Raw genomic sequence first — 24,236 nt, forward strand, 5'->3', positions numbered from 1 at the left:
TGCAGTGCAATCATAGATTCCGGACGGCGATCAGGATGCCGATGAAGGTCGCTGCGATGATCCAGAGTGCCACGGTGCGCCAGCGGTTCTTGCGGCCCTCGCTGCGGCCCATCGCGGCGATGCTCTCCGGCGACAGCCGGATGCCCTCCCGCGTCATGGTCTCGAGCTGTTCGAGCACCACGACGGAGCGTTGTGCGATGTCGGGAAGCCGCATCAGCACGCGGGCGAGGTCGCCGGTACCGGACAGTGCGCCCTGGACCCGGCCGATCGGTCCGAGATTGCGTTCGATCCACTCGCGCACCACGGGGTCGGCGACCTTCCAGATGTCGAGCCTGGGGTCGAAGGCGCGCGCCACGCCCTCGACCACCACCATGGTCTTCTGCAGCAGGATCAGCTCGGGCCGCGTCGTCATGTCGAACAGGCCGGTAACCTCGAGCAGCAGCGTGAGCAGCCGCGCCATCGAGATTTCCTCGGCGGTGCGGTTGTGGATCGGTTCGCCAATGGCGCGGATGGCTTGCGCGAAATTCTCGACCGAGTGATGCGCGGGGACATAACCCGCTTCGAAATGAACTTCCGCGACGCGGCGATAGTCGCGGGTGATGAAGCCGAGCAGGATTTCCGCGAGGAAGCGCCGCTCCTTCATGCCGAGCCGGCCCATGATGCCGAAATCGACCGCAACGAGACGGCCGGCGTCATCGAGGAACAGATTGCCCGGATGCATGTCGGCATGGAAGAAGCCGTCGCGCAGCGCGTGACGCAGAAAACTCTGGATCACCTTGCGGCCGAGATCGGGCAGGTCGACCTGCGCGTCTTCGAGACGCTTGTGATCGTTCAGCGCGATGCCGTCGATCCACTCCATCGTCAGAACGTTGTGCGTGGTACGGTCCCAGTCGACGGTCGGCACGCGAAAATCGGGATCGTCGCGCGTGTTCTCCGCCATCTCCGACAGCGCTGCCGCCTCGAGCCGCAGGTCCATCTCCATCGCGACCGAGCGCGACATGGTATTGATGACCTCGATCAGCCGCAGCCGTCGCGCCTCGGACGAATAGACTTCGGCCTTGTGCGCGACGAAGAAGAAATCGGAGAGATCGCGGCGGAAGCGCGCGGCCACATTGGGCCGCAACACCTTGACCGCAACCGACTTGCGCACATCGTCGCGCAGCACGTCGGCGCGGTGGACCTGGGCGATCGAGGCGGCGGCGACCGGCGGGCCGAAGCTTGCGAACACGTCCTTCAGCGGCCGTTCCAGCGACGTCGCGATCGCGGCCTCGGCTTCTTCCTGCGAAAAAGGCGGCAGGCGATCCTGCAGGCTTTCGAGGTCGCGCGCCATGATGACGCCGACGACGTCCGGGCGCGTCGCCAGGAATTGTCCGAGCTTGAGATAGGCCGGGCCCATCCGCGTCAGCGCGCGCGACAGCCTTGGTCCATGTTTGGGCCCGCGCCGTTCGATCAGGCGCGCCAGCTTCAGCGCGAGTTGCCCGGGCGGCGGGACGAGGCTTGGATCGACCGAGCCGAACACGCCCTCGCGCGCGAACACGAACGCGGCGCGCATCAGGCGCGCAGTGTGGGTGATGGCAGAGATCACAAACGCCAGCCCGAATGCAGCGCGACGATGCCGCCGGTCAACGTCTGCCAGTTCACGCGGGCGAAGCCGGCATCGCGGATCATGTCGGCGAAGGCGGCAGGCTTTGGAAACTTGCGGATCGATTCGACGAGATATTGGTACGACTCGGCATCGCCCGTGACCATGCGTCCGAGCGGCGGGATCACCTTGAACGAGAACAGGTCGTAGAGCCGGTCGAGGCCGGGCATCTCGACGGTGGAGAATTCCAGGCACAGGAAGCGGCTGCCCGGCTTGAGCACGCGATAGGCCTCGCGCAGCGCAAGGTCGATCCGCGGCACGTTGCGAATGCCGAAAGCGATCGTATATGCGTCGAAGCTGCGGTCGGCGAAGGCCAGCGCTTCGGCATTGCCTTCGACGAAATCGACCTGGGTCTCGAGATGCCGCTTCGCGGCGCGCTCGCGGCCCACACTCAGCATCTCGGTATTGATGTCGCAGACGGTGGCATGGAAGCCCGCGCCCGCCGCCTTGGCGGCGCGGAACGAGATGTCGCCGGTGCCGCCCGCGACGTCGAGCAGCGCGAACGGCCGGTCGCCCCTCGGCGGGTCGAGCGCGGTGATCATGATGTCCTTCCAGACCCTGTGCAGGCCACCGGACATCAAATCGTTCATCAAATCATAGCGCGAAGCCACGCTGTGAAACACATCGTTCACCAGCGTCTGCTTGTCCCCCAGGGGGACGTCCCTGAAGCCAAAATGCGTGGTTTCGCCCGGCCGATCCATTACTCTACTCCACTGGGCGGACCATAGCGCGGCCGCCGCAATGGCGCTATCACACCGCCCTCATAAGGTGAATGCCCGACCATGCCTGAATTGCCCGAAGTCGAGACCGTCCGCCGCGGCCTTCAGCCCGTCATGGAGGGTGCGAAAATCCTCGATGCGGAGGCCCGCAGGCCGGATCTGCGCTTTCCGTTCCAGCCGGATTTCGTGGCCCGGCTGAAGGGCCAGGTCGTCACCGGGCTTGGCCGCCGTGCAAAATATCTCATGGCCGATCTCGCCTCCGGCGACGTGCTCCTGATGCATCTGGGCATGTCGGGCTCGTTCCGCGTCATCAAGCCGGACAACGATGCATCGCCGGGCGAGTTTCATTATCCGAAGGGGAAGAACACCACGCACGACCATGTTCTGTTCCGGATGTCCTCGGGCGCCGACATCGTCTTCAACGATCCGCGCCGCTTCGGTTACATGAAAGTGATCGCGCGCAATGCGCTCGAGGAGGAGCCGCTGCTCCGCGACCTCGGCCCCGAGCCGCTCGGCAACGAATTCGACGCCGCGATGCTGGCGCGATCCTGCGAGGACAAGACCACGAGCCTGAAGGCCGCGCTGCTCGACCAGCGCGTGGTGGCGGGGCTCGGCAACATCTATGTTTGCGAGGCGCTGCATCGCTCGCATCTGTCGCCACGCCGCATCGCCGCGACGCTGTCGACGAAAAAAAGTGAGCCGACGGATCACGCCAAGCGGCTGGTCGGTGCGATCCACACCGTGCTGAACGACGCCATCAAGGCCGGCGGCTCATCGTTGCGCGACCATCGCCAGACCTCGGGCGAGCTCGGCTATTTCCAGCATTCGTTCAAGGTCTACGACCGCGAAGGCGAGAAATGCACGACGCCCGGCTGCGGCGGCACGATCAAGCGCTTCACCCAGAACGGCCGCTCGACGTTCTGGTGTCCGAAATGTCAGAAGTGAGAATCTGGCCTGCGGCCGCGAGGCCGTGAGTTTCTGCGAGGGTCCGGCCGGTTGGTGGCCGGATTGCTTCGTCGCGGGGGCCCTTCCGGATGGTGAAGGGCAGGCTGCCGTCTGAGCGATCGCCCCGCTCAGGACGCCAGTGTGGTGGTCTCGTCCGCTGCGAGTTCCGAGGCCGCGTGCAGCATGCCATCGGCAGCCGAGAGGACCTGGTCGATCAGGACATTGGTCGTGGCGGTGAGCTCGAGACGGGTCTCGATCCACTGCCAGAGGCCGCGGATCTCCTCGGTCGACTTGCCGTTCGGCGCGAATTCGCTCACCGCAAGGCCGCTCGCGAGCGAGTCCTGGTGGTCGTTGCGCATCACGATCAGAGGACGCGCGAGCACCTCGATGAGATCCAGCGCGGCTTCTTCGGCGAGAGCGTTGGCGGCATTGTCGATGCGCTGGCCGCGGATCGGCGTCTGGTTCAGCACGAAGCTGAAGGGCCGCTTCCAGGCCCGCGCGACGCTCAGCGTCGAGGCGGTCGCCTCGATGTCGGCGACGCTCGGGCGGGCCGGGATCAGGCAGAGGTCGGAATGGCGGATCGCGGCGGTGGTGGCGGCGCTGAGGCCGGCCGCGGTATCGACGATCGCGAGCTGGAGGCCGCTTTCGGCGAGCATTTTCAGGCGCGGCGCGATGTCGGCGGCGTGATAGATCGGCTCGACGACGAGATCATCGGCGGCGCGGCGGCGCTGCCAGTTGGACAGGGTGCCCTGCGGGTCTGTCTCGATCAGGCGGACGGTGAAGCCGGCCTGCCTGGCTGCCAGCGCGAGGCCGATGGCGAGCGTGCTCTTCCCACTGCCGCCCTTTTGGGTGGCCAGTACGATCGTGTGCATTGAAGGTGTATCCTTTGGAGTGCTTGGGTCAGGAATACGCCACGCGAACGTGCATCGATCTCGATGCTGAGCTCTTCTCGCTCAGGACGTGCCGGCCCGATCCAAAGGGGATCGCGGTGGTCCGAATCAACGGTAACAATGATGGCAGAATCGGGAATGCCAGCTAATCCGTACCATTACTGGACCCGTAATCCTGCGTGTGATGTGCTCGCCGCCGTGAATAGAGAGGGGACGAGCGGCATGAGCGGAAACTGGCGCGACCGGACGACCACGACCTTTGAATGCCAGAAAATGCCTGCGGTCTCCAGTCGCGGCATGGTCGTCAGCAACCATCCGCTGGCCTCGAGCGCCGGCGCCGAGATGCTGGCGGCGGGCGGCAATGCGATCGACGCCGCGATCGCGACCCTGTTCACGCTGACCGTGGTTGAGCCGATGATGGTCGGCATCATCGGCGGCGGCATGGCCCACATCAGGCTGGCCGACGGCAGCCATCGCTTCATCGACGGCCAGAGCACCGTGCCCTCGGCGGTGCGCGACAACAGCTACACCTCGAGGCCGGGCTCGGCGCATGACGTATTCGACACCGTCGGCAACGAGAATCTCAACGGCCCCAAGGCGGTTGCTACGCCGGGCTCGCTGAAAGCCTGGTGCGAGACGTTGCGCCGGTTCGGCACCATGAGCCTCGTCGATGTCATGCAGCCCGCCATCAAGCACGCCGCGCGCGGCTATGCGGCGACGCCGTACTTGCACGAATGCATCAGCGAGAGCGCCGCCGAGATGCGCAAGGACAGGCCGATCGCGGCGATCTATTTGCCCGATGGTGAGCCGCTGAAGGTCGGCGCGCGCGTGGTGCAGGCCGAATATGCCGAGACGCTGCGTCATATCGCCGACCACGGCGAGACCGCGCTCTACGAGGGGCCGCTCGGCGACATCCTCGCCGATTACATGGAGAAGGCCGGCGGCTTCATCCGTCGCACCGATCTGGCCAGCTACAGGACGGTCGAGCGGCAGCCGATCCGCGCGGACTATCGCGGCTGGACCATTTTTGGGCCGCCGCCGCCGGCGGCGTCGGGCGTGCACATCGCGCAGATGCTGAACATCCTGGAAGGCTATGACATCGGCAGCCTCGGCTTCGGCACATCCGAGACCATCCACTATCTCGCCGAGGTCCTGAAGATCGCCTTTGCCGATCGCGCTGCCGCCAGCGGCGACCCTGATTATGTCGGCGTGCCCGTGGAGAAGCTGACCTCGAAATCCTATGCCGACGAGCGTCGCCGCGCCATCGATCCGGCGCGGGCGCAGGCCTGGGGCGCCGGCGTGTCGCAGCTCGAAGGCGCGCACACCACGCACATGACGGCGGCGGATGCGTTCGGCAACGTGGTTGCGACCACGCAGACCATCAACAATCTGTTCGGCGCCAAGATCATGATCCCGGGCCTGGGGGCCATCGCCAACAATTACATGAACCTGTTCGATCCGCGTCCCGGCCACGCGCTGTCGCTGGCGCCGGGCAAGCGCGTGACGACCTCGATGTCGCCGATGATGGCGCTCAACGGTGGCAAGCTGCGTTACGCGCTTGGGCTGCCCGGGGGAAAACGCATCTTCCCGAGCGCGATGCAGGCGCTGGTCAATCTGATCGACCACGGCATGAGCCTGCAGGAGGCGGTCGAGGCGCCGCGGGTCTGGACCGAGGGCAATGCGCTCGAGGTCGAGCAGAAGGTGCCGGAAGCCGTGCGTGCGAAGCTGACGGGCCTCGGTCACAAGGTCCAGCCCGTTGCGACGGTCGCCGGTGGCATGAACGGCATCGCCTTCCACGACGACGGCACCATGACCGGCGCCGCCTGCTGGCGCGCGGACGGCACGCCGGTCGGTATTTCAGGAGGTCTCGCGAAGGCCGGGATCAGGTTCAGGCTGAGCTGATCGCTACTTCCGCACGCAGATCACGCGCACGACGGCGGTCTTCGCATCCGTCGACGTGCCGTTCGCCGTGACACCGTTCGCCTTCAGGAAATCGCGCACCGTCTCCGCGGAGACCATCACCGCCTGTGAGGCCGGCACCGCTGTCGCGGGTCCTGCGACCATCGCCGGCTTCAACAGCGCGACGCCGGCGAATTTGCCGTCGCCGTCGATCGCGGGGCTGCCGGAGAATCCGACCGCCGGCGGCGGAGACAGTGCGGAATCGCTGCTCGTGACCGGCGCCAGCGCACCCTTGAGGCTCGACACACCGGCTGCTCCGCCCTGGCTCTGCGGATCGGCGATGCCGACGACATCGACACTCGTCTTCGCCGCGCCATTTGCGAGGTTGAGCGGTTTCAACCCACGCGCGCCGTAGATGTGCAGCAGCGCGAGATCGTGCTCCTTGTCCTCGGCGAGACGGTCGGCGCTGCCATAGCCGGCGATGGTGATCGCAAGACAGCTATCGGTGACGAGCCGGTCGGCGATGATCGCGCCATCGTCGCTGACGACGATGCCGGTGCCGTATTCGACGTTCTTGCGCGGCGGCGGCCCGGTCTGCGGGCCCGACGGAAATGCATTGAACGCGCTCGACATCGCGATCACGACCGGCTCGACCGTGTTCTCGGTGGCCTGATCGTAGAGGATCGTCATGATGCGAACTTCGTCACCCTTGAAGGTGCCGCGCACGTAGAACTTCTTCAGGCCCTGCAATCCCGACAGCACGAAGAAGTCGGGCTTCACCACGGTGTAGTCGACCTTGCGCCCGGCCGGTTCCTTCTTCTCCGCTTCCGCAAGCTTTGCAGTGCTCGGGTTTGCCTCCTTGCGGCGGCTGAGCAGCACTTGCACCGTTCCCGTCGGCGAGGTCCATTTCGAGCCGTTGGCGTCGGTCGCCTGCTGCGGCACCAGCTTGCCGGGGATGCCGAGCCGGGCGCCGCTGGTCATCTCCGTCACGATTTTCCAGCCGACGCTGTCCTGCTTCCGCCTTGCGGTCTCGGCGAGTGCGGCGCGCTCCTGCGGATTGAGCACGCCGGTCGGCTTGCCGCCCTTGTTCTTCTGGTACTCCTTGATCGCGTCGACCATGCGCGCACTGACGTCGCCGGTGATGACGCCGTTATATTGGCCGACCCAAGCGAGGTCGGACTGCAGCGACAGCCGTTCTGCCTGCGCCATCGCATCGGCGGTCTCGGATGCCGTCTGCAAGGCGGGAGGACGGATCGGAACGGTCTGGACCACCTTCGGCTTGGTGCCGGGGACCTGCGGCGTCGTCATCTGGGCGCTCGCGCCTGTGGCAGCCGCAAACATCAGTGTTGCCGCAAGCATCGATCTCATGACAAATCCAGCCAGCCCATTGAACGCAATGCCATTGAAGCACATCTCGTTGGTCGCGAACAATGTTGGGGTGGTTCAGTTGGCGATAGAGGCCACGAACGCAGGCCCTCATCCTGAGGAGCGGCCTTGGGCCGCGTCTCGAAGGATGGCCGCGGGTGATATCGGGGCCTTCATGGTTCGAGATGCGCCTTCCGCGCCCCTCACCATGAGGGTTGAGAGAACGAAGGACGACGATGCTGAGCCCGGACGAACTCGAACGCTATGCCCGCCATATCGTGCTGCGCGATGTCGGTGGTCCCGGCCAGGCCGCGCTGAAGCGGGCCTCCGTGCTGGTGATCGGCGCCGGCGGGCTCGGCGCGCCTGCGCTGATGTATCTGGCTGCCGCCGGGATCGGCACGCTCGGCGTGGTCGATGACGACGTGGTGTCGCTGTCCAACCTCCAGCGCCAGGTCATCCACACCACGCCTGATATCGGCCGGCACAAGGTCGAGAGCGCGGCCGAACGGATCACCGCGCTCAATCCGCATGTCCGCTTCGTCGGCCACGCCACCTGGCTCAACGCCGACAACGCGCTCAACCTGATCGGCGACTACGACCTCGTGCTCGACGGCTCCGACAATTTCTCGACGCGCTATCTGGCTTCGGACGCCTGCTTCTTCGCGAAGCGGCCGCTGATCACGGCGGCGCTCGGCACCTTCGACGGCTCGCTCACTACCATCCGCGCGCATGAGACAAACGAGCAGGGCGAATTCAATCCGACCTATCGCTGCCTGTTTCCCGAGGCGCCGCCGCCCGGCACGGTGCCGGCCTGCGCGGAGGCCGGCGTCATGGGCGCGCTCGCGGGCGTGCTCGGCTCGATGATGGCGCTGGAGGCGATCCGCGAAATCGTCGGCTTTGGCGACGGCCTTGTCGGCCGCCTCCTGATGATCGATGCGCGCGCGATGCGCTTCGAGACGCTGCGTTACAGGCGCGATCCGGCCAATCCGCTCAACGGCGATGGGCCTGTGTTCGATGATCTAAGCATCCATCGGGAGTAGGCACGCCGCACGAGAGCACAAGCGATGACCGAGAAGCGGTACGTTGCAGTGCGGAACAGTCGCAACCTGCGCGTCGCCCCTACCGTTCCCGACAGGGATTGGGACGGGCCTAAATCGACACTTGCAAGTGTCTTTCTTCGTGATTGAATTCGCATCGCCGCAAGGCAAATGGATATTTCAGATTGGAGATTACTATGAAGTACATCTCGAGCTGGAAATTGCCCCCGAATTTGATCGATTCCGCGATCGAAAAATTTCTGAAGACAGGGGGCGTGCCGCCGGAAGGCGTGAAGATGCTCGGCCGCTGGCACGGAATGAACGGGACGGGCTTTGCAATTTCGGAGAGCAACGACCCGAAGGCCATGTACCAATGGTACGCCCAATGGGCCAACGTCATGGAGATCACTGTCACTCCATGCGTGGAAGACGCCGAAGCCGGCCCGATCCTGGCCGCCCTGGCGAAGCAGTGAATGCCTCGGGGCGGCCGCGGTACGCCGGCCGCTCCGTTCAAGTCTGCGCGCCCCCGGCCGCAGCGCTTTACAGCATGCTCGGCAGCACGCGATCAGGCGGCTTGTGGGCGTCGAGGAAGGTGCGGATGTTGATGATCACCTTCTCGCCCATCTCGACGCGGCCCTCGATGGTGGCCGAGCCCATATGCGGCAGCAGCGTCACCTTGCCGGCCTTGGCGAGCCGCACCAGTTTTGGATTGACCGCGGGCTCGTGCTCGTAGACGTCCAGGCCGGCGCCGCCGATCTCGCCGCCTTCGATCAGCTTGATCAGCGTGTCCTCGTCGGTGACCTCGCCGCGCGCGGTGTTGACGATGTAGGCGTCTTTCCGGATCAGCTTCAGCCGGCGCGCCGAAAGCAGATGGTAGGTCGCCGGCGTGTGCGGACAGTTCACCGAGATGATGTCCATCCGCGCCAGCATCTGGTCGAGACTTTCCCAATAGGTCGCGCCCAGTTCCTCGGCGATCTTCGGCGCGACGGGGCGGCGGTTGTGATAGTGAATCTGCAAGCCGAAGGCGCGGGCGCGGCGCGCCACCGCCTGGCCGATCCGGCCCATGCCGATGATGCCGAGGCGCTTGCCCCCGATGCGATGGCCGAGCATCCAGGTCGGCGACCAGCCCGGCCAGGGCTTTCCTTCCGTCAGGATCGAGGCACCTTCGATCATCCGCCGCGGCACGGCGAGGATCAGAGCCATGGTCATGTCGGCGGTGTCTTCGGTCAGAACCTTCGGCGTGTTGGTGACCGTGATGCCGCGGGCATGGGCGGCCTCGACGTCGATGTTGTCGACGCCGTTGCCGAAATTGGCGATCAGGCGAAGCCTGCAGTCGGGCTGATTGACGATGTCGGCGGAGATGTGATCGGTGACGGTCGGAACCAGCACGTCGGCGGTGCGCGCGGCTTCCGCGATCTGCTCGCCCGACATCGGCGTGTCGTCGAGATTGATCCGCGCGTCGAACAGCTCACGCATCCGGGTCTCGATCGAGTCCGGGAGCTTGCGCGTCACCACGACGAGGGGCTTTTTCTTCACCGACATGTCCTGCCCTCATGAGGCGATGCAAGCCGCCTCTGTCACCAAAGGCCGGCCCGTTGAGGCCTCATTAACCCGGTTGTTCGACACTGCCATTGCCGTGTCGTCCCCGGCGTTTCCTTCAAGCTCTCCCGACATTTCCGGCCGGAAAATCGGGCAAACTGGTTGTTCAGATGTCCGTCCTCTCTAGCAGAAGGCCGGGCCAAGACAAGAACCACGGGCAAAGGGCTCGGGAACACCCGCGTGGGGCGGGTCAGGGGAGAATGCGGCGCGGTTGTGGAATTGTGAGGTGAAGGCCCGGCTTGGTAGGGGTCTTCGACAGGAGACGGGTTGATGGCGTTGGGGCGTTTTTGTTCGGTGATGGCGCTCGTTTGCACCTGGTTGAGCGCCTCGGTCAGCCCCGGGCACTCAGCCAAGGACAGCACGCCCCAGACCGCCAGCGGCCTCCCCGTGCCGCGCTATGTCAGCCTCAAATCGGATCACGTCAACGTCCGCGCCGGCCCGACCAAGGACAATGACGTCGCCTGGGTCTATACCCGCGCCGGCCTGCCGGTCGAAATCACCGCCGAGTTCGAGAACTGGCGCCGGGTGCGCGATTCCGAGGGCGCCGAGGGCTGGGTCTACCATTCGCTGCTGTCGGGCCGCCGCACCGCGGTCGTCACCATGAAGCACAAGGACGAGCTTGCACCGATCTATGATCAGGCCGATCCCGAGAGCGCGGTTGCAGCAAAACTCCAGGCCGGCGTCGTCACGCAGGTGAAGAAGTGCAGCGCAAACTGGTGCCACGTCATCGGCAACGGCTTTGACGGCTGGATCCAGCAGGAGCGTCTCTGGGGCGTCTATTCGGACGAGCAGGTGAACTGACGGCCTGAAACGACAATGGCCGGGAATTCCCGGCCATGATGGTCAAATCAGCCGAGCAGGGAAACCTCAGCGCTTCTTGCGCAGCCGCACGACCATGTCGATGCGCGCGATCTCGTAACCCTCGGGCACCTCCGGCATCTTGGACAGCGCCAGATGCGGATCCTCGATATCGACCAGCTCATGGCTGTTCTCGAGGTAGTAGTGATGGTGGGTCGTCACGTTGGTGTCGAAATAGGTCTTGGTGCCGTCGACACTGACCTGACGGAGCAGGCCGGCATCGGTGAGCTGGTTCAGCGTGTTGTAGACGGTCGCCAGAGAGACCGGGACCTTGGCCAGGGTCGCTTCCTCGTAGAGCATTTCAGCCGTGAGATGACGCGCACCCTTGCCGAACAGGAGCCAGCCGAGCGCCATGCGCTGGCGCGTCGGACGAAGCCCCGCGGACTGGAGCATTTCGTTGACATCGTGCCACGGGCAGCCGGTCAAAGCCGGCTGGCGGCCGGACAGAAGGGCCGCGGAATGGACGTCGTCGTCGTGATGGGGCGCGGAATTCTCGTTCATTTCCAGATTTCGGGCACGCGTGAACAATAACTCCCTGCAATATAAGAACAGAAAGATGCAGATGCAAGTTTCTCGCAACTAGAGAGGTTCTAATCAGTCTTGGAACCTGGCGAGGACCACGTCATTTTACCTTCACGAGAGCGCTTTGCCACTGAAATCGCCTGTGTTAGAGAGCCCGCGGTTCCGCGCAGCCGATTTTGGGGCAGCCAGGCCTGAAGGCCAGGCCCGCAGTCCATCCGGGGCTTGCGGAAGCCGCGCCTGACGGTGGCAATTGGCGTTGCTCTCCGACCGAGACGGGCCCATTTTCGCCAAAACGCCGCTCCATCGGGATTAGAACAGAGGCTCGTGCATGCTGAACAGGCGCAACGGATACGAATACGAAGACCTGCTGGCATGTGCCCGCGGTGAGATGTTCGGCCCGGGCAATGCCCAGCTGCCGTTGCCGCCGATGCTGATGTTCGACCGCATCACGGACATCAGCGACAATGGCGGCGAGTTCGGCAAGGGCGTGGTGCGCGCCGAGCTCGACGTGAAGCCCGACCTCTGGTTCTTCGGCTGCCACTTCAAGAACGATCCCGTGATGCCCGGCTGCCTCGGCCTCGACGCGCTGTGGCAAATGGTCGGCTTTTATCTGGGTTGGACCGGGGGCGAGGGTCGTGGGCGGGCACTCGGCCTGAATGAGCTGAAGTTCAGCGGTCAGGTGCTGCCCGAGGCCCGCAAGGTTGTGTACAACGTCGATATCAAGCGCGTGATGCGTTCAAAGCTGGTGCTCGGTATCGCCGACGGATGGCTTTCGGTCGACGACCAGATTATCTATCGCGCGAAGGATTTGAAGGTCGGCCTGTTCAAGCAGGGCACGAGCCTGGGCTGAGCGCATCACCAAGACGACAACGAGTAAGGCGAGGCTGTCATGAGGCGGGTTGTGGTCACCGGAATGGGCATCGTTTCGTCCATCGGAAACAACACCCAGGAAGTGCTTGCGAGCCTTCACGAGGCGAAGTCGGGCATTTCGCGGGCTGAGAAATATGCCGAGCTCGGCTTCCGCTCGCAGGTGCAGGGTGCGCCGTCGCTCGATCCTTCGACGGTGGTCGACCGCCGCGCAATGCGTTTCCTCGGTCAGGGCGCTGCCTGGAATCACGTCGCGATGGAGCAGGCGATCCAGGATTCCGGTCTGTCGCCCGACGACATCTCCAATATCCGCACCGGCATCATCATGGGCTCCGGCGGTCCGTCCGCCCGCACCATCGTCGAGGCTGCCGACATCACCCGCACCAAGGGGCCGAAGCGCGTCGGACCGTTTGCAGTGCCGAAGGCGATGTCGTCCACGGCCTCCGCGACACTTGCGACCTGGTTCAAGATCAAGGGCGTGAACTATTCGATCTCGTCGGCCTGTGCGACGTCGAACCATTGCGTCGGCAACGCCTATGAGACGATCCAGATCGGCAAGCAGGACGTCATCTTCGCCGGCGGCTGCGAAGAGCTGGACTGGTCGCTGTCGGTGCTGTTCGACGCCATGGGCGCGATGTCCTCGAAGTACAACGATACGCCTGCCACCGCCTCGCGTCCCTACGACGTCAACCGCGACGGCTTCGTGATTGCCGGCGGCGCTGGCGTGCTGGTGCTGGAGGAGCTCGAGCATGCCAAGGCGCGCGGCGCGCGCATCTACGGCGAGATCGTCGGTTACGGCGCGACGTCCGACGGCTACGACATGGTCGCACCCTCCGGCGAGGGCGCCGAGCGCTGCATGCGCATGGCAATGTCGACCGTGAAGACCAAGGTCGACTACATCAATCCGCACGCGACATCGACGCCGGCCGGCGATCCGCCGGAGATCGATGCGCTCCGCAGGGTGTTCGGAAATGGCGACAAGTGTCCGCCGATCTCGGCGACCAAGGCGCTGACCGGTCACTCCCTGGGCGCAACCGGCGTGCAGGAAGCGATCTATTCACTGCTGATGATGAACAACGGCTTCATCTGCGAGAGCGCTCACATCCAGGAGCTCGATCCCGCCTTCGCCGACATGCCGATCGTGCGCAAGCGCATCGACAACGTCAAAATCGGCACCGTGCTGTCGAACTCCTTCGGCTTCGGCGGCACCAACGCCACGCTGGTGTTCAGCCGGCTGGACGTGTGAGCCAGCACCCTTCGGTTTCCCGGCCTACAATGATCGCCGCCAGAATATTGTATCGCCCACATGCGTGAGCGACGACCTCGGATAATGGGAGTTGCGAGGCAATGGAAGGTTTGATGAAAGGCAAGCGCGGTCTGATCATGGGGATCGCCAATGATCATTCGATCGCCTGGGGTATGGCGAAGACGCTGCATGCCCATGGCGCCGAGCTTGCCTTCACCTTCCAGGGCGAGGCCCTGGGAAAGCGCGTCAAGCCGCTGGCGGAGTCTCTCGGCGTGGAACTGGTGTTGCCCTGCGACGTCGAGGACATCGCCAGCGTCGATGCCACCTTCGCTGCGCTGCGCGAGAAGTGGGGCCAGCTCGATTTCGTGATCCACGCGATCGGCTTTGCCGACAAGAACGAGCTGAAGGGCCGTTACGCCGACACCAGCCGCGAGAATTTTTCGCGCACCATGGTGATCTCCTGCTTCTCCTTCACGGAAGTCGCCAAGCGTGCCGCGGAGCTGATGACGGAGGGCGGCAGCATGGTCACGCTGACCTTCGGCGCTTCGGAGCGCGCGATGCCGAACTACAACGTGATGGGCGTCGCCAAGGCGGCGCTGGAAGCCTCGGTGCGCTATCTCGCCTCCGATTTCGGACCGCGCGGCATCCGCGTCAACGCGATCTCGGCCGGTCCCATCCGCACGCTCGCCGGCTCCGGCATCGGCGAGGCGCGCGCGATGTTCGCCTTCATGCAAAAGCATTCGCCGCTCCGCCGCGGCGTCACGCTCGACGAGCTTGGCGGCTCGGCGCTGTATCTGCTGTCGGATCTCTCCGGCGGCGTGACCGGCGAGATCCACTATGTCGATTCCGGCTACAACACCGTGCTGATGCCGAGGCCGGACGATTTGAAAACGTCGGATTAGGGCGGGCCGCTACCCCGCCGCGATCTTCTCTCCGCGCTGGAACGCCGGACGCGCCATGCAGCGTGCGATATAGGCATCGAAGGCCGGGCGCGACGGCACCATCTTGAACACGCGCACCGCGAAATTCAGGCCCGAGCCGATCGTGATGTCGGCGGCCGAAAACTCCTCGCCGAGGATCCACGGCCCCTTGGCAAGCGCGGCTTCCAGCACGTCGAAGACCTGCGTCGCGCTGCCCCAGGCCGCGGTCGATGTCGGGATCTCGATCCTGGTGAAGATCTGGATGATGGCGGGTTCGATGCAGCTTGGCGAGAAGAACAGCCATTGCAGGTAACGCGCGCGGCGCGGATCGGTCACGTCTGGCGCGAGCTTCGTATCCGGATAGCGATCGGCGATATAGGCGCAGATAGCGGCGGCTTCGCCGAGCGCGGCATCGCCGTCGGTCAGCGCCGGCACCTTGCCCATCGGATTGATCTTCAAATAGTCCGGCGCCTTCTGCGCGCCCGTCGAAATGTCCGTCAGCACGCGCTCATAGGGCAGTCCGCTCTCCTCCATCAGCCAGAGCGTCGAGAACGAACGCGAGCGCGGCGACCAGTAGAGTTTGATCATGGCGCGTTTCCTTTGTTCTTCCACCGGTAATACTTCATCATGAACCCGTTCGAGGGCTCGATCTCTTCCTTCTCGAACACAAAACCCTCGCGCTCGTACCAGCGCCAGGCTTTTTCGTTCTCGCGGACGCAGCGCAGGTACATCTCGTCGGGCATTTGCGTGCGCGTGAAAGCGAGCAATTGGCGGCCGAGCGATTGCCCCTGATAGGCGGGGGCGACGAACAGCATGTCGAGATAGAGCTTCGGCAGATGCAGCGCCAGCATCGCCGCGAGCGTGCCGTTGTCGTCGGCGACGAACAGGCTCCAGCCGGCCTCTATCTCGCGGTGGATCCGCGCACGCAGGTTTGCCAGCAGGAAGGCGCTCGCTTCGCCGAGCCCGGTCGAGACCCAGCTTTCCATCCAGACGCGGCCGACCTCGTCATATTCGTCGGCGCGGGCTGGGCGGATGATCGGATGCGACATCGCCGCGTCAAGCCCGCTGACTGCGCACGGATGGCCGTGCGCGCGCCTTGCCGGCCGACAGGCACACCACTTCGGAGATTTGCAGGAGTTGCCGAGCCAGCGGGCTGGTCTTGCGCCAGACCATGCCGATGGTGCGCGACGGCTGCGGGTCGCGGAAACGCGCCAGCGAGACCGAGGCCGATCGCGTCTCCACCGGCACGGCCATCTCGGGAATCAAGGTCACGCCGATGCCGGCGCTGACCATCTGCACCAGCGTCGACAGCGAATTCGCGTCCAGCATCTCGCGCGGCGGCGCCGATTGCATGTTGCAGAAGGACAGCGCCTGATCGCGGAAGCAGTGGCCTTCTTCGAGCAGCAACAGCCGCATCTCGCGCATCATCTCCCGCGACGGCACCGGCGTGCCTTCATCGGAACCCGGCCGCACCAGCAGGAATTTCTCGTCGAACAGCGCGACCTCGGTGAGCGAGGGCTCCGACACCGGCAGCGCGACGATGGCGGTATCGAGCCGGCCTTCCACCAGTTCCTGGATCAGCCGCGGCGTCATCGTCTCGCGCACGCGGATGTCCAGCTCGGGATGCATGCGCGTGAGATTCTTGGTGATCTTGGGCAGCAGATAGGGCGCGATCGTCGGGATCATGCCGATCCGCAGCCGGCCCGCAAAGCGGTCCTGCGAGGCGCGCGCGAAATCGCCGAGCTCATCGACCGAGCGCAGGATGTCGCGGACGCGTGGCGCGAGCTCTTCGCCGAACCGGGTCAGCGCCACCTGGCGGGCGCTGCGCTCCAGCAGCAGGCCGCCGAGCGCCTCCTCGAGTTCCTTGATCTGCATCGACAGGGCCGGCTGCGAGATGGCGCTTGCCTCCGCCGCGCGGCCGAAATGGCCGTGACGCGCCAGCGCGTCGAAATACCTGAGCTGGCGCATCGTCACGTTAGCCATCAGAAAATCCTATCGCAGCGATCATTAAAGTCAACTTCCCCTGATGGAATGGGAGGCCTAGAGTGGCTTGACCTGGTCAAAGGCGCGAGTTCGACGCCACCAGAGGAGGTATTCATGGACGACACTTCAAAGTGCCCGTTTTCGGGTGGAAAACGCGTGCCGGCGAACCGCGATTGGTGGCCAACCCAGCTCAGCATCGAGATGCTGCACAAGAATTCCGGCCTGTCCGATCCGATGGGCAAGGAGTTCGACTACGCCAGGGAATTCAAGTCGCTCGACCTCAAGGCGGTCATCAAGGACCTGACCGCTCTGATGACGGATTCGCAGGAATGGTGGCCCGCCGACTTCGGCCACTATGGCGGCCTGATGATCCGCATGGCCTGGCACAGCGCGGGCACCTATCGCACCACCGACGGTCGCGGTGGCGCCGGCGCCGGTCAGCAGCGGTTCGCCCCGCTCAACAGCTGGCCTGACAACGCCAATCTCGACAAGGCGCGTCGGCTGCTCTGGCCGATCAAGCAGAAATACGGCCGCAAGCTCTCCTGGGCCGATCTGATGGTGCTCGCCGGCAATGTCGCGCTGGAGTCGATGGGCTTCAAGACGTTCGGTTTCGCCGGTGGCCGCGCCGACGTCTGGGAGCCGGAAGAGCTCTATTGGGGTCCCGAAGGCACGTGGCTGGGCGATGAGCGCTACAGTGGCGAACGCGAACTCGCCGAACCGCTCGGCGCGGTGCAGATGGGCCTCATCTACGTCAATCCGGAAGGCCCGAACGGCAAGCCGGATCCGGTCGCCGCGGCCAAGGACATCCGCGAGACGTTCGCCCGCATGGCGATGAACGACGAGGAAACCGTCGCGCTGATCGCCGGCGGCCACAGTTTTGGCAAGACCCACGGCGCGGGCGATCCGTCGCTGGTCGGACCGGAGCCGGAAGCGGGCGCGCTCGAGGATCAGGGCCTCGGCTGGAAGAGCAAGCACGCGTCGGGCCTGGCTGGCGATTCCATCACCAGCGGACTCGAGGTGACATGGACCAAGACGCCGACGAAGTGGAGCAACAATTTCTTCGAGAACCTGTTCAATTTCGAATGGGAGCTGACGAAGAGCCCGGGCGGCGCGAACCAGTGGGCGGCGAAGGGCGCCGACGCGATCATTCCCGATGCGTTCGACAAGTCGAAGAAGCACCGGCCGACGATGCTGACGACCGACCTCTCGCTGCGCTTCGATCCGGCCTATGAGAAGATCTCGCGTCGCTTCCTGGAGAACCCGGATCAGTTCGCGGACGCCTTTGCCCGCGCCTGGTTCAAGCTCACCCACCGCGACATGGGACCGATCCAGCGCTATCTCGGCCCGCTGGTGCCGAAGGAGACGCTGATCTGGCAGGACCCGATTCCGGCGGTGAATCACGAGCTGGCCAGCGATCAGGACATCGCCGCGCTGAAGACCAAGATCCTGGCTTCGGGCCTCTCGGTCTCCGAGCTGGTTTCGACCGCATGGGCGTCGGCCTCGACGTTCCGCGGCTCCGACAAGCGCGGCGGCGCCAACGGCGCACGCATCCGTCTTGCCCCGCAGAAGGACTGGGAGGTGAACCAGCCGGCCCAGCTCTCGAAGGTTCTGGGCAAGCTCGAAGCGATCCAGAAGGAGTTCAACGCCTCGGCCGGTGCGAAGAAGGTCTCGCTTGCGGACCTGATCGTGCTCGGCGGCACCGCCGCGGTCGAGAAGGCCGCGAAGGATGCCGGCGTCGACGTGAAGGTCGGCTTCACGCCGGGTCGCATGGATGCCTCGCAGGAGCAGACCGACGCTGCATCCTTTGCTCCGCTGGAGCCGCGGGCCGATGGCTTCCGCAACTACGTCGGCAAGCGGCATCAATTCCTGCAGCAGGAAGAAGCCCTCGTCGATCGCGCGCAGCTGTTGAAGCTCTCCGGTCCCGAACTGACCGTGCTCGTCGGCGGCCTGCGTGTGCTCGGCGCCAACGCGAACGGTTCGAAGCACGGTGTTCTCACCGCCAAGGTGGGCACGCTCAGCAACGACTTCTTCGTCAACCTGCTCGACATGGGTGCGCAGTGGACGGCGGCGGCTGACGGCACCTACGAGGCCCGCGACCGCAAGACCAATGCGGTGAAGTGGACCGGCACGCGCGCCGACCTGATCTTCGGTGCGCACTCGCAGCTTCGCGCCTACGCCGAGGTCTATGCCACTTCGGATTCCAAGGAGCAGTTCGTCAATGACTTCGCCAAGGCCTGGACCAAGGTGATGAACCTCGACCGGTACGACATCGCGGCCTGATCCCGATCAGCAAGCGACAAACAAAAGGGCGGCCGAGAGGTCGCCCTTTTTCGTTGGCCCGGATTGTCGTCACACGTCGAGTGTGCCGGCCTTGGCGGCTGTAAAACGTTCGCCCACGACCTTCCAGTTCACCGTGTTCCACCATGCCTTGAGATAATCGGCGCGACGGTTCTGGTAGTTCAGGTAATAGGCGTGCTCCCAGACGTCGTTACCGAGCAGCGCGCGCTTGCCGTCCATCATCGGATTGTCCTGGTTGGGCCGCGTCTCGATCGCGAGCTTGCCATCCTTGCCGACAGTCACGAACACCCAGCCCGAGCCGAACACGCGCCCGCCGGCTGCGTTGAAGTCGGTCTGGAATTTTTCCATGCCGCCCAGATCGCTGTCGATTGCAGCGAGCAGGGCACCTTCCGGCTTGCCGCCGTTCGGCCCCATGATCTGCCAGAACATCGTGTGATTGGCGTGGCCGCCCATGCTGTTGCGGACGCCGGTGCGGATTGCTTCCGGCACGGCGCCGAGATTGCCCAGCACTTCGCCGACAGGCTTTTCCGCGAGCTGCGGATTGTCCTTGGCGAAATTGTTCAGGTTGGTGATGAACGCCTGGTGATGGCGGTCGTGATGGATCTCCATCGTCTTGGCATCGATATGCGGTTCCAGCGCGTTCGCCGGATAGGCCAGCGGTTCTAGCTTGAACGGACCTGCGGCCGCCATGGCAGCCTGCGCGAACAGGAGGCGCGGGGCAGCAGCAGTCGCGACGAGGCCGGTTGCAGCGACCATGAGACGGCGCCGGGATAGGGATGACATGTGGTTCTCCTGTCTGGGGACGATCCGCCGATACGGCGGACGGCCGTGACAACAGGTACGCAGCAGCGACCATCGCCGGTTTCGATCGCAGTCATTGTGACGCTGCGGCGGAATCGCGCATTGCCATTCCGGTGATGCAGGCTGCTGACGGCCAATGAAAAGGGCGGCCTCTCGGCCGCCCCTCGTGTTTCCGATGGTCCCGAGCGATTACTCGCCGGCCGCTTCGCGCGGGGCCTTCTCGCCGTCGCCGCCCTTGCCTTCGAGGTCTTCGCCGGTGGTCTGGTCGACCACCTTCATCGACAGGCGGGTCTTGCCGCGGTCGTCGAAGCCGAGCAGCTTGACCTTGACCTTGTCGCCTTCCTTGACGACATCGGAGGTCTTCTGCACGCGCGCCGAAGCGAGCTGGCTGATGTGGACGAGACCGTCCTTGGAGCCGAAGAAGTTCACGAAGGCTCCGAACTCCATCACCTTGACGACGGTGCCGTCATAGATCTGGCCGACTTCCGGATCGGAGGCGATCGACTTGATCCACTTGATCGCGGCCTTCATCGCCTCGCCGTCGCTGGAGGCGACCTTCACGGTGCCGTCGTCCTCGATGTTGACCTTGGCGCCGGTCTTCTCGACGATCTCGCGGATCACCTTGCCGCCGGTGCCGATCACTTCGCGGATCTTGTCGGTGGCGATCTTGAAGGTTTCGATGCGCGGCGCATATTCGCCGAGCTCGGCACGGGCGTTGGTGAGTGCCTTGGCCATTTCGCCGAGGATGTGGATACGCCCATCCTTGGCCTGGCCGAGTGCGACCTTCATGATCTCTTCGGTGATGCCCTCGATCTTGATGTCCATCTGGAGCGAGGTGATGCCCGCTTCCGTGCCGGCGACCTTGAAGTCCATGTCGCCGAGATGATCTTCGTCACCGAGGATGTCGGAGAGAACCGCGAAGCGCTTGTCTTCGAGGATCAGGCCCATCGCAATGCCCGCGGTCGGCCGCTTCAGCGGAACGCCGGCGTCCATCAGCGCGAGCGAGGCGCCGCAGACCGAAGCCATCGACGAGGAACCGTTGGATTCGGTGATCTCCGAGACCACGCGGATCGTGTACGGAAACTCGTGATGCGGCGGCAGCACCGGATGGATCGCGCGCCAGGCCAGCTTGCCGTGGCCGATCTCGCGGCGCTTGGTGCCGCCGAGGCGGCCGGTCTCGCCGACCGAGTAGGGAGGGAAGTTGTAGTGCAGCAGGAACGTCTCTTTGTACGTTCCCGACAGCGCGTCGATGTACTGCTCGTCTTCGCCGGTGCCGAGCGTGGTCACGACCACCGCCTGGGTCTCGCCGCGGGTGAACAGTGCCGAGCCGTGGGCGCGGGGCAGCACGCCGACTTCGGCGATGATGTTGCGCACGGTCTTGCTGTCGCGCCCGTCGATGCGCTTGCCGGTGTCGAGGATGTTCCAGCGAACGATCTTGGCTTCGAGCTCCTTGAACACGCCGCCGATGCGCAGCTTGTCGTATTTCGGCTCCTGCCCTTCGGGGAAGTAGTGCGCGATCACCTTTTCCTTGACCTTGCCGACCGCGGCGTAGCGATCCTGCTTGACCGGAATGGCGTAGGCGGCGCGCAGCTCCTGCTCGACCATGCCGAGCATTTCCTTTTCGAGCGCCGAGTTGTCGATCACGGTGACTTCGCGCGGTTCCTTCGCGGCCTTCTCGGCAAGCTCGATGATCGCGTTGATCACCGGCTGGAAGTGACGGTGACCGAACATGACCGCGCCGAGCATGATGTCTTCGTTCAGTTCCTTGGCTTCCGATTCCACCATCAGCACGGCGTCGGCGGTGCCGGCCACGACGAGGTCGAGCTGGGTGTCGACCATCTCGTCGAGCGTCGGGTTGAGGATGAACTCGTCATTGGCGAAGCCGACGCGCGCGGCGCCGATCGGGCCCTTGAACGGAGCGCCCGACAGGGTCAGCGCAGCCGACGAGGCCACCAGCGCGACGATATCGGGATCGTTCTCCATGTCGTGCGACAGCACGGTGACGATCACCTGGGTCTCGTTGCGCCAGCCGTCGACGAACAGCGGGCGGATCGGACGGTCGATCAGGCGGGAGACCAGCGTCTCCTTCTCGGTCGGACGGCCCTCGCGCTTGAAATAGCCGCCGGGAATGCGGCCCGCGGCGTAGGTCTTTTCCTGGTAGTCGACGGTCAGCGGCAGGAAGTCGACGCCTTCGCGCGGCGACTTCGCCGCGACGACGGTGGCGAGCACCACCGTCTCGCCATAGGTGGCGACGACGGCGCCGTCGGCCTGGCGCGCGATCTTGCCGGTTTCCAGCTTGAGGGGACGTCCACCCCAGTCGATCTCGACCGAATGCTTATTGAACATAGATGTCTTCTTTCATGGGTTCTCGAAAGAAGGACGGATCGAAAAACAAAAACCATGCGCAAGATTGCGGGACGTTGATCGAAGAGGGCGATCAGCGTCCTGCGATCCTGCCATGGTTTTTGGATTTCGGATGGCGTCCATCCCTTCGGGTCATACGGGCGCCTTGCCCGTTTTGCCCAGCCGCCGGATTGCCGCTGGACTGTCAGTCGGCACGAACGCGAACACCGAACCGCGGTCTTCGCCGATCATGCCCCGGATGCGAATCGTCACTCGAGTATGATCCGGAAAAGTGCGAAGCGGTTTTCCGACAAGATCATGCTCAAACAACAATCCAAAGTGCGATTCTTATCGCGCTTTGGGCCCGCACCCGACGCGCACGCAGCCTCGATCAAAAACCTTTGAACAAACGCTTTCGTTCGAAACCACGCGCAAAAACGCGCGCCGTTGGCGCGCGCAAGAACTCTTAACGACGAATGTTGTGCTTCTCGAGCAGTGCCTTGTACCGCGCCTCGTCCCTCTTCTTGAGGTAATCGAGCAGCGAACGGCGGGTCGAAACCAGCTTCAAGAGGCCGCGACGCGAATGGTTGTCCTTCACGTGGGTCTTGAAATGGTTGGTGAGGTTGTTGATGCGTTCCGACAGGATCGCGACCTGAACCTCGGGCGAGCCGGTGTCGCCGGCCTTGTTGGCATTCGTCTTGATGACTTCCGCTTTGCGTTCTGCGGCAATCGACATCGTCAATTTCTCTCGTTGCGACCGGAGCTGGCAGTCAGGCCGGTCAGGTTGAACACACGCTTGGGGATGATTTCGCCATTGCCAACTTCAGCAAGCGCGAGAAGCCGGCCTGCCACCGTGACATAGACTGTGCCGCTACAAGTGGGCGCATCCCGTCCGCGCAACAAAACGGCCTGGCCCCGATGGAGCCTTGCCGCATCAGCCCGAGTGACGGCCAGTGCCGGGATGTCGTCCAGCGCGGTCTCAACGGGCATAAGCGCGTCGGCGAGGCTGCCCTCGCCGGACGCGGCTCTATCGCACAAAGCCTCCAGCTGATCCAGCGGAATCATGTCGTTTTCGTCAAATGGGCCGACCAGGGTCCGCCGCAGCGCGCAGATATGACCGTAAGTCCCGAGAATCCGGCCCATATCGCGGGCCAGCGCGCGGACATAGGTGCCCTTGCCGCACTCCGCCTCGAACACGGACCGGTCGTTATCCGGTTGATCTACAAGGGTTAAATGGTGAATCTCGACCGGGCGGGGAGCCAGTTCCACGATCTCGCCGTCGCGGGCGAGATCGTAGGCGCGCTCGCCCTGGACCTTGATCGCGGAATAGCGCGGCGGGATCTGCTCGATCACGCCGGTGAAGCGGGGCAGCAGGGCCAGAATGGCCTCCCGTGTCGGGCGCTGGTCGGAGATCGCGGTCACCCGGCCCTCGATGTCGTCGGTGTCGCGCTCCTCGCCCCAGCACACGGTGAACTGGTAGCGCTTGCGGCCGTCCATGACGAAGGGGACGGTCTTGGTGGCCTCGCCGAGCGCGATCGGCAGGCCGCCGGAGGCGAGCGGATCGAGCGTACCGGCATGACCGGCGCGCTTGGCGTTGAAAAGGCGCTTGAGCACGGCGACCGCCTGCGTCGAGGTCATGCCGATCGGCTTGTCGAGCACGACCCAGCCATGGACGTCGCGCCGGTCGCGGCGCGGCTGGTTGCCCTTCTGCTTGCCTGCGCGCGGATCGTTGTTGACGCGGCGCTGCTCCTGATCCGGCTGCGAATTGCCGCTCATGTCCGCAAAATTATTTTTCTGCGCGTCGCGCTGATCGGTCTCTTCGCCGCCGATCGTGCCGTGAGCCGGGTCCATCGTCATTGCTCTTCTTCCCGATCCGAATCCGGATCCTGTTCCAGGTCCTTCTGCACCGCAGGTGTTCGCAAAAGCTTCTCGATCCGTTCCGCTTCGTCGAATCGTTCGTCGACGCGGAAGCGAAGATCAGGTGCAAATTTCAGGTTAACGCGCCGCGCGACCTCGCCGCGCAGGAATTTCTTGTTGCGGTCGAGCGCAGCGATGATGATCCCGGTGTCGCGGCCACCGAGCGGCATCACATAGACTGTTGCGAGCTTCAGGTCGGGCGACATCCGCACCTCCGGCACGGTGATGATGTGATCTTCGAGGTCCGCATCATGCACATTGCCTTGCGCCAGAATCTCGGCCATCGCATGGCGAACCTGCTCGCCGACGCGCAACTGGCGTTGCGAGCCGCCCGGCGCGGAACTCTTCTTCTGATGATGGCGGGGCATCTGGAAATCACCTCGTC

The 24,236-nt window shown here is 64.4% G+C and carries 23 protein-coding genes; 9 read left to right on the plus strand and 14 right to left on the minus strand.

Annotated features, from left to right (window positions below; translation table 11 throughout):
• Positions 1 to 10 precede the first annotated feature (10 nt).
• A complete protein-coding gene (ubiB, locus tag JQ572_RS15410; protein WP_211383878.1) occupies positions 11 to 1,585 on the minus strand; it encodes a 2-polyprenylphenol 6-hydroxylase in 1,575 nt (524 codons plus the stop codon).
• On the minus strand, positions 1,582 to 2,343 hold the full coding sequence (ubiE, locus tag JQ572_RS15415) for a bifunctional demethylmenaquinone methyltransferase/2-methoxy-6-polyprenyl-1,4-benzoquinol methylase UbiE (protein WP_211383879.1): 762 nt from the start codon (positions 2,341 to 2,343) through the stop codon (positions 1,582 to 1,584). Before ubiE ends, ubiB begins: the two co-directional genes overlap by 4 nt.
• Positions 2,344 to 2,424: 81 nt before the next feature.
• On the opposite strand from ubiE, the gene mutM reads away from it, so the two are divergent.
• Positions 2,425 to 3,306 (plus strand): bifunctional DNA-formamidopyrimidine glycosylase/DNA-(apurinic or apyrimidinic site) lyase, encoded by an 882-nt coding sequence (mutM, locus tag JQ572_RS15420; RefSeq protein WP_211383880.1) that lies wholly within the window; start codon positions 2,425 to 2,427, stop codon positions 3,304 to 3,306.
• Positions 3,307 to 3,434: 128 nt separating this feature from the next.
• Here the strand turns inward: mutM and JQ572_RS15425 are convergent, their stop codons facing one another.
• Positions 3,435 to 4,178: a ParA family protein gene (locus JQ572_RS15425; protein ID WP_211383881.1), complete on the minus strand. Its 744-nt coding sequence runs from the start codon at positions 4,176 to 4,178 to the stop codon at positions 3,435 to 3,437.
• A 240-nt stretch (positions 4,179 to 4,418) separates the two neighbouring features.
• Here JQ572_RS15425 and ggt point away from each other — a divergent pair, with 240 nt between their 5' ends.
• The gene (gene ggt / locus JQ572_RS15430) at positions 4,419 to 6,098 is read left to right on the plus strand and encodes a gamma-glutamyltransferase (protein WP_211383882.1); all 1,680 of its coding nucleotides are present in this window, start codon (positions 4,419 to 4,421) and stop codon (positions 6,096 to 6,098) included.
• A gap of 3 nt (positions 6,099 to 6,101) precedes the next feature.
• Here ggt and JQ572_RS15435 read toward each other — a convergent pair whose 3' ends face one another.
• On the minus strand, positions 6,102 to 7,463 hold the full coding sequence (locus JQ572_RS15435; protein ID WP_211383883.1) for a serine protease: 1,362 nt from the start codon (positions 7,461 to 7,463) through the stop codon (positions 6,102 to 6,104).
• A 233-nt stretch (positions 7,464 to 7,696) separates the two neighbouring features.
• Between JQ572_RS15435 and JQ572_RS15440 the strand changes: the two genes are divergently transcribed.
• On the plus strand, positions 7,697 to 8,500 hold the full coding sequence (locus tag JQ572_RS15440) for a HesA/MoeB/ThiF family protein (RefSeq protein ID WP_211383884.1): 804 nt from the start codon (positions 7,697 to 7,699) through the stop codon (positions 8,498 to 8,500).
• Positions 8,501 to 8,694: 194 nt separating this feature from the next.
• Complete coding sequence (locus tag JQ572_RS15445) at positions 8,695 to 8,970, plus strand: DUF3303 domain-containing protein (protein WP_211383885.1); 276 nt, start codon at positions 8,695 to 8,697, stop codon at positions 8,968 to 8,970.
• 67 nt (positions 8,971 to 9,037) lie between these two features.
• On the opposite strand, the gene JQ572_RS15450 is transcribed toward JQ572_RS15445, so the two are convergent.
• Positions 9,038 to 10,039: a 2-hydroxyacid dehydrogenase gene (locus JQ572_RS15450; protein WP_211383886.1), complete on the minus strand. Its 1,002-nt coding sequence runs from the start codon at positions 10,037 to 10,039 to the stop codon at positions 9,038 to 9,040.
• Between the two features lie 327 nt (positions 10,040 to 10,366).
• Here JQ572_RS15450 and JQ572_RS15455 point away from each other — a divergent pair, with 327 nt between their 5' ends.
• Complete coding sequence (locus tag JQ572_RS15455) at positions 10,367 to 10,897, plus strand: SH3 domain-containing protein (RefSeq protein WP_211383887.1); 531 nt, start codon at positions 10,367 to 10,369, stop codon at positions 10,895 to 10,897.
• 66 nt (positions 10,898 to 10,963) lie between these two features.
• Here JQ572_RS15455 and irrA read toward each other — a convergent pair whose 3' ends face one another.
• Positions 10,964 to 11,455: an iron response transcriptional regulator IrrA gene (irrA, locus tag JQ572_RS15460; RefSeq protein ID WP_211383888.1), complete on the minus strand. Its 492-nt coding sequence runs from the start codon at positions 11,453 to 11,455 to the stop codon at positions 10,964 to 10,966.
• A 349-nt stretch (positions 11,456 to 11,804) separates the two neighbouring features.
• Between irrA and fabA the strand changes: the two genes are divergently transcribed.
• The 3 genes from fabA (at position 11,805) to fabI (ending at position 14,491) form a co-directional block, all read left to right on the plus strand.
• On the plus strand, positions 11,805 to 12,326 hold the full coding sequence (fabA, locus tag JQ572_RS15465) for a bifunctional 3-hydroxydecanoyl-ACP dehydratase/trans-2-decenoyl-ACP isomerase (protein WP_211383889.1): 522 nt from the start codon (positions 11,805 to 11,807) through the stop codon (positions 12,324 to 12,326).
• A 39-nt stretch (positions 12,327 to 12,365) separates the two neighbouring features.
• Positions 12,366 to 13,589, plus strand: a complete 1,224-nt coding sequence (fabB, locus tag JQ572_RS15470) for a beta-ketoacyl-ACP synthase I (RefSeq protein WP_211383890.1) — start codon at positions 12,366 to 12,368, stop codon at positions 13,587 to 13,589.
• 101 nt (positions 13,590 to 13,690) lie between these two features.
• Positions 13,691 to 14,491 (plus strand): enoyl-ACP reductase FabI, encoded by an 801-nt coding sequence (fabI, locus tag JQ572_RS15475; RefSeq protein ID WP_211383891.1) that lies wholly within the window; start codon positions 13,691 to 13,693, stop codon positions 14,489 to 14,491.
• Positions 14,492 to 14,500: 9 nt separating this feature from the next.
• On the opposite strand, the gene JQ572_RS15480 is transcribed toward fabI, so the two are convergent.
• Genes JQ572_RS15480 through JQ572_RS15490 form a run of 3 tightly spaced genes read right to left on the minus strand, consistent with a single transcriptional unit; the run spans position 14,501 to position 16,492 of the window.
• The gene (locus tag JQ572_RS15480; protein WP_211383892.1) at positions 14,501 to 15,097 is read right to left on the minus strand and encodes a glutathione S-transferase family protein; all 597 of its coding nucleotides are present in this window, start codon (positions 15,095 to 15,097) and stop codon (positions 14,501 to 14,503) included.
• Complete coding sequence (locus JQ572_RS15485; RefSeq protein WP_211383893.1) at positions 15,094 to 15,558, minus strand: GNAT family N-acetyltransferase; 465 nt, start codon at positions 15,556 to 15,558, stop codon at positions 15,094 to 15,096. The genes JQ572_RS15480 and JQ572_RS15485 overlap by 4 nt, the downstream gene beginning before the upstream one ends.
• Positions 15,559 to 15,565: 7 nt before the next feature.
• Complete coding sequence (locus JQ572_RS15490) at positions 15,566 to 16,492, minus strand: hydrogen peroxide-inducible genes activator (RefSeq protein ID WP_211383894.1); 927 nt, start codon at positions 16,490 to 16,492, stop codon at positions 15,566 to 15,568.
• Between the two features lie 114 nt (positions 16,493 to 16,606).
• Between JQ572_RS15490 and katG the strand changes: the two genes are divergently transcribed.
• Entirely contained in the window at positions 16,607 to 18,772 is a 2,166-nt protein-coding gene (gene katG / locus JQ572_RS15495; protein ID WP_211383895.1) for a catalase/peroxidase HPI, read from the plus strand.
• A gap of 69 nt (positions 18,773 to 18,841) precedes the next feature.
• Here katG and JQ572_RS15500 read toward each other — a convergent pair whose 3' ends face one another.
• The 5 genes from JQ572_RS15500 to rbfA all read right to left on the minus strand — a co-directional run bounded on the left by JQ572_RS15500 (position 18,842) and on the right by rbfA (position 24,219).
• Complete coding sequence (locus JQ572_RS15500; RefSeq protein WP_283814080.1) at positions 18,842 to 19,573, minus strand: superoxide dismutase; 732 nt, start codon at positions 19,571 to 19,573, stop codon at positions 18,842 to 18,844.
• Between the two features lie 207 nt (positions 19,574 to 19,780).
• On the minus strand, positions 19,781 to 21,937 hold the full coding sequence (gene pnp, locus JQ572_RS15505) for a polyribonucleotide nucleotidyltransferase (protein WP_211383896.1): 2,157 nt from the start codon (positions 21,935 to 21,937) through the stop codon (positions 19,781 to 19,783).
• A gap of 463 nt (positions 21,938 to 22,400) precedes the next feature.
• A complete protein-coding gene (gene rpsO, locus JQ572_RS15510; protein ID WP_008131787.1) occupies positions 22,401 to 22,670 on the minus strand; it encodes a 30S ribosomal protein S15 in 270 nt (89 codons plus the stop codon).
• Between the two features lie 2 nt (positions 22,671 to 22,672).
• Positions 22,673 to 23,791 carry a tRNA pseudouridine(55) synthase TruB gene (truB, locus tag JQ572_RS15515; protein WP_211383897.1) on the minus strand — a complete coding sequence of 373 codons (1,119 nt, stop codon included), beginning with the start codon at positions 23,789 to 23,791 and terminating at the stop codon, positions 22,673 to 22,675.
• Positions 23,788 to 24,219 (minus strand): 30S ribosome-binding factor RbfA, encoded by a 432-nt coding sequence (gene rbfA / locus JQ572_RS15520; protein ID WP_211383898.1) that lies wholly within the window; start codon positions 24,217 to 24,219, stop codon positions 23,788 to 23,790. The genes truB and rbfA overlap by 4 nt, the downstream gene beginning before the upstream one ends.
• Positions 24,220 to 24,236 lie beyond the last annotated feature (17 nt).

It is taken from the genome of Bradyrhizobium sp. SZCCT0153, from assembly GCF_018129995.1.
Taxonomy (GTDB): domain Bacteria; phylum Pseudomonadota; class Alphaproteobacteria; order Rhizobiales; family Xanthobacteraceae; genus Bradyrhizobium; species Bradyrhizobium japonicum_G.

Excerpts from the sequence above, each read along its gene's own strand:
- JQ572_RS15455 (WP_211383887.1), top strand. The coding sequence starts at position 10,367 with ATGGCGTTGGGGCGTTTTTGTTCGGTGATGGCGCTCGTTTGCACCTGG.
- ubiE (WP_211383879.1), bottom strand. The coding sequence starts at position 2,343 with ATGGATCGGCCGGGCGAAACCACGCATTTTGGCTTCAGGGACGTCCCC.
- rpsO (WP_008131787.1), bottom strand. The coding sequence starts at position 22,670 with ATGTCGATTGCCGCAGAACGCAAAGCGGAAGTCATCAAGACGAATGCC.
- JQ572_RS15480 (WP_211383892.1), bottom strand. The coding sequence starts at position 15,097 with ATGATCAAACTCTACTGGTCGCCGCGCTCGCGTTCGTTCTCGACGCTC.
- ggt (WP_211383882.1), top strand. The coding sequence starts at position 4,419 with ATGAGCGGAAACTGGCGCGACCGGACGACCACGACCTTTGAATGCCAG.
- fabB (WP_211383890.1), top strand. The coding sequence starts at position 12,366 with ATGAGGCGGGTTGTGGTCACCGGAATGGGCATCGTTTCGTCCATCGGA.
- fabA (WP_211383889.1), top strand. The coding sequence starts at position 11,805 with ATGCTGAACAGGCGCAACGGATACGAATACGAAGACCTGCTGGCATGT.
- pnp (WP_211383896.1), bottom strand. The coding sequence starts at position 21,937 with ATGTTCAATAAGCATTCGGTCGAGATCGACTGGGGTGGACGTCCCCTC.
- katG (WP_211383895.1), top strand. The coding sequence starts at position 16,607 with ATGGACGACACTTCAAAGTGCCCGTTTTCGGGTGGAAAACGCGTGCCG.
- irrA (WP_211383888.1), bottom strand. The coding sequence starts at position 11,455 with ATGAACGAGAATTCCGCGCCCCATCACGACGACGACGTCCATTCCGCG.
- truB (WP_211383897.1), bottom strand. The coding sequence starts at position 23,791 with ATGACGATGGACCCGGCTCACGGCACGATCGGCGGCGAAGAGACCGAT.
- JQ572_RS15485 (WP_211383893.1), bottom strand. The coding sequence starts at position 15,558 with ATGTCGCATCCGATCATCCGCCCAGCCCGCGCCGACGAATATGACGAG.
- JQ572_RS15490 (WP_211383894.1), bottom strand. The coding sequence starts at position 16,492 with ATGGCTAACGTGACGATGCGCCAGCTCAGGTATTTCGACGCGCTGGCG.
- fabI (WP_211383891.1), top strand. The coding sequence starts at position 13,691 with ATGGAAGGTTTGATGAAAGGCAAGCGCGGTCTGATCATGGGGATCGCC.
- mutM (WP_211383880.1), top strand. The coding sequence starts at position 2,425 with ATGCCTGAATTGCCCGAAGTCGAGACCGTCCGCCGCGGCCTTCAGCCC.
- rbfA (WP_211383898.1), bottom strand. The coding sequence starts at position 24,219 with ATGCCCCGCCATCATCAGAAGAAGAGTTCCGCGCCGGGCGGCTCGCAA.
- JQ572_RS15425 (WP_211383881.1), bottom strand. The coding sequence starts at position 4,178 with ATGCACACGATCGTACTGGCCACCCAAAAGGGCGGCAGTGGGAAGAGC.
- JQ572_RS15440 (WP_211383884.1), top strand. The coding sequence starts at position 7,697 with ATGCTGAGCCCGGACGAACTCGAACGCTATGCCCGCCATATCGTGCTG.
- JQ572_RS15435 (WP_211383883.1), bottom strand. The coding sequence starts at position 7,463 with ATGAGATCGATGCTTGCGGCAACACTGATGTTTGCGGCTGCCACAGGC.
- JQ572_RS15445 (WP_211383885.1), top strand. The coding sequence starts at position 8,695 with ATGAAGTACATCTCGAGCTGGAAATTGCCCCCGAATTTGATCGATTCC.
- JQ572_RS15450 (WP_211383886.1), bottom strand. The coding sequence starts at position 10,039 with ATGTCGGTGAAGAAAAAGCCCCTCGTCGTGGTGACGCGCAAGCTCCCG.
- JQ572_RS15500 (WP_283814080.1), bottom strand. The coding sequence starts at position 19,573 with ATGTCATCCCTATCCCGGCGCCGTCTCATGGTCGCTGCAACCGGCCTC.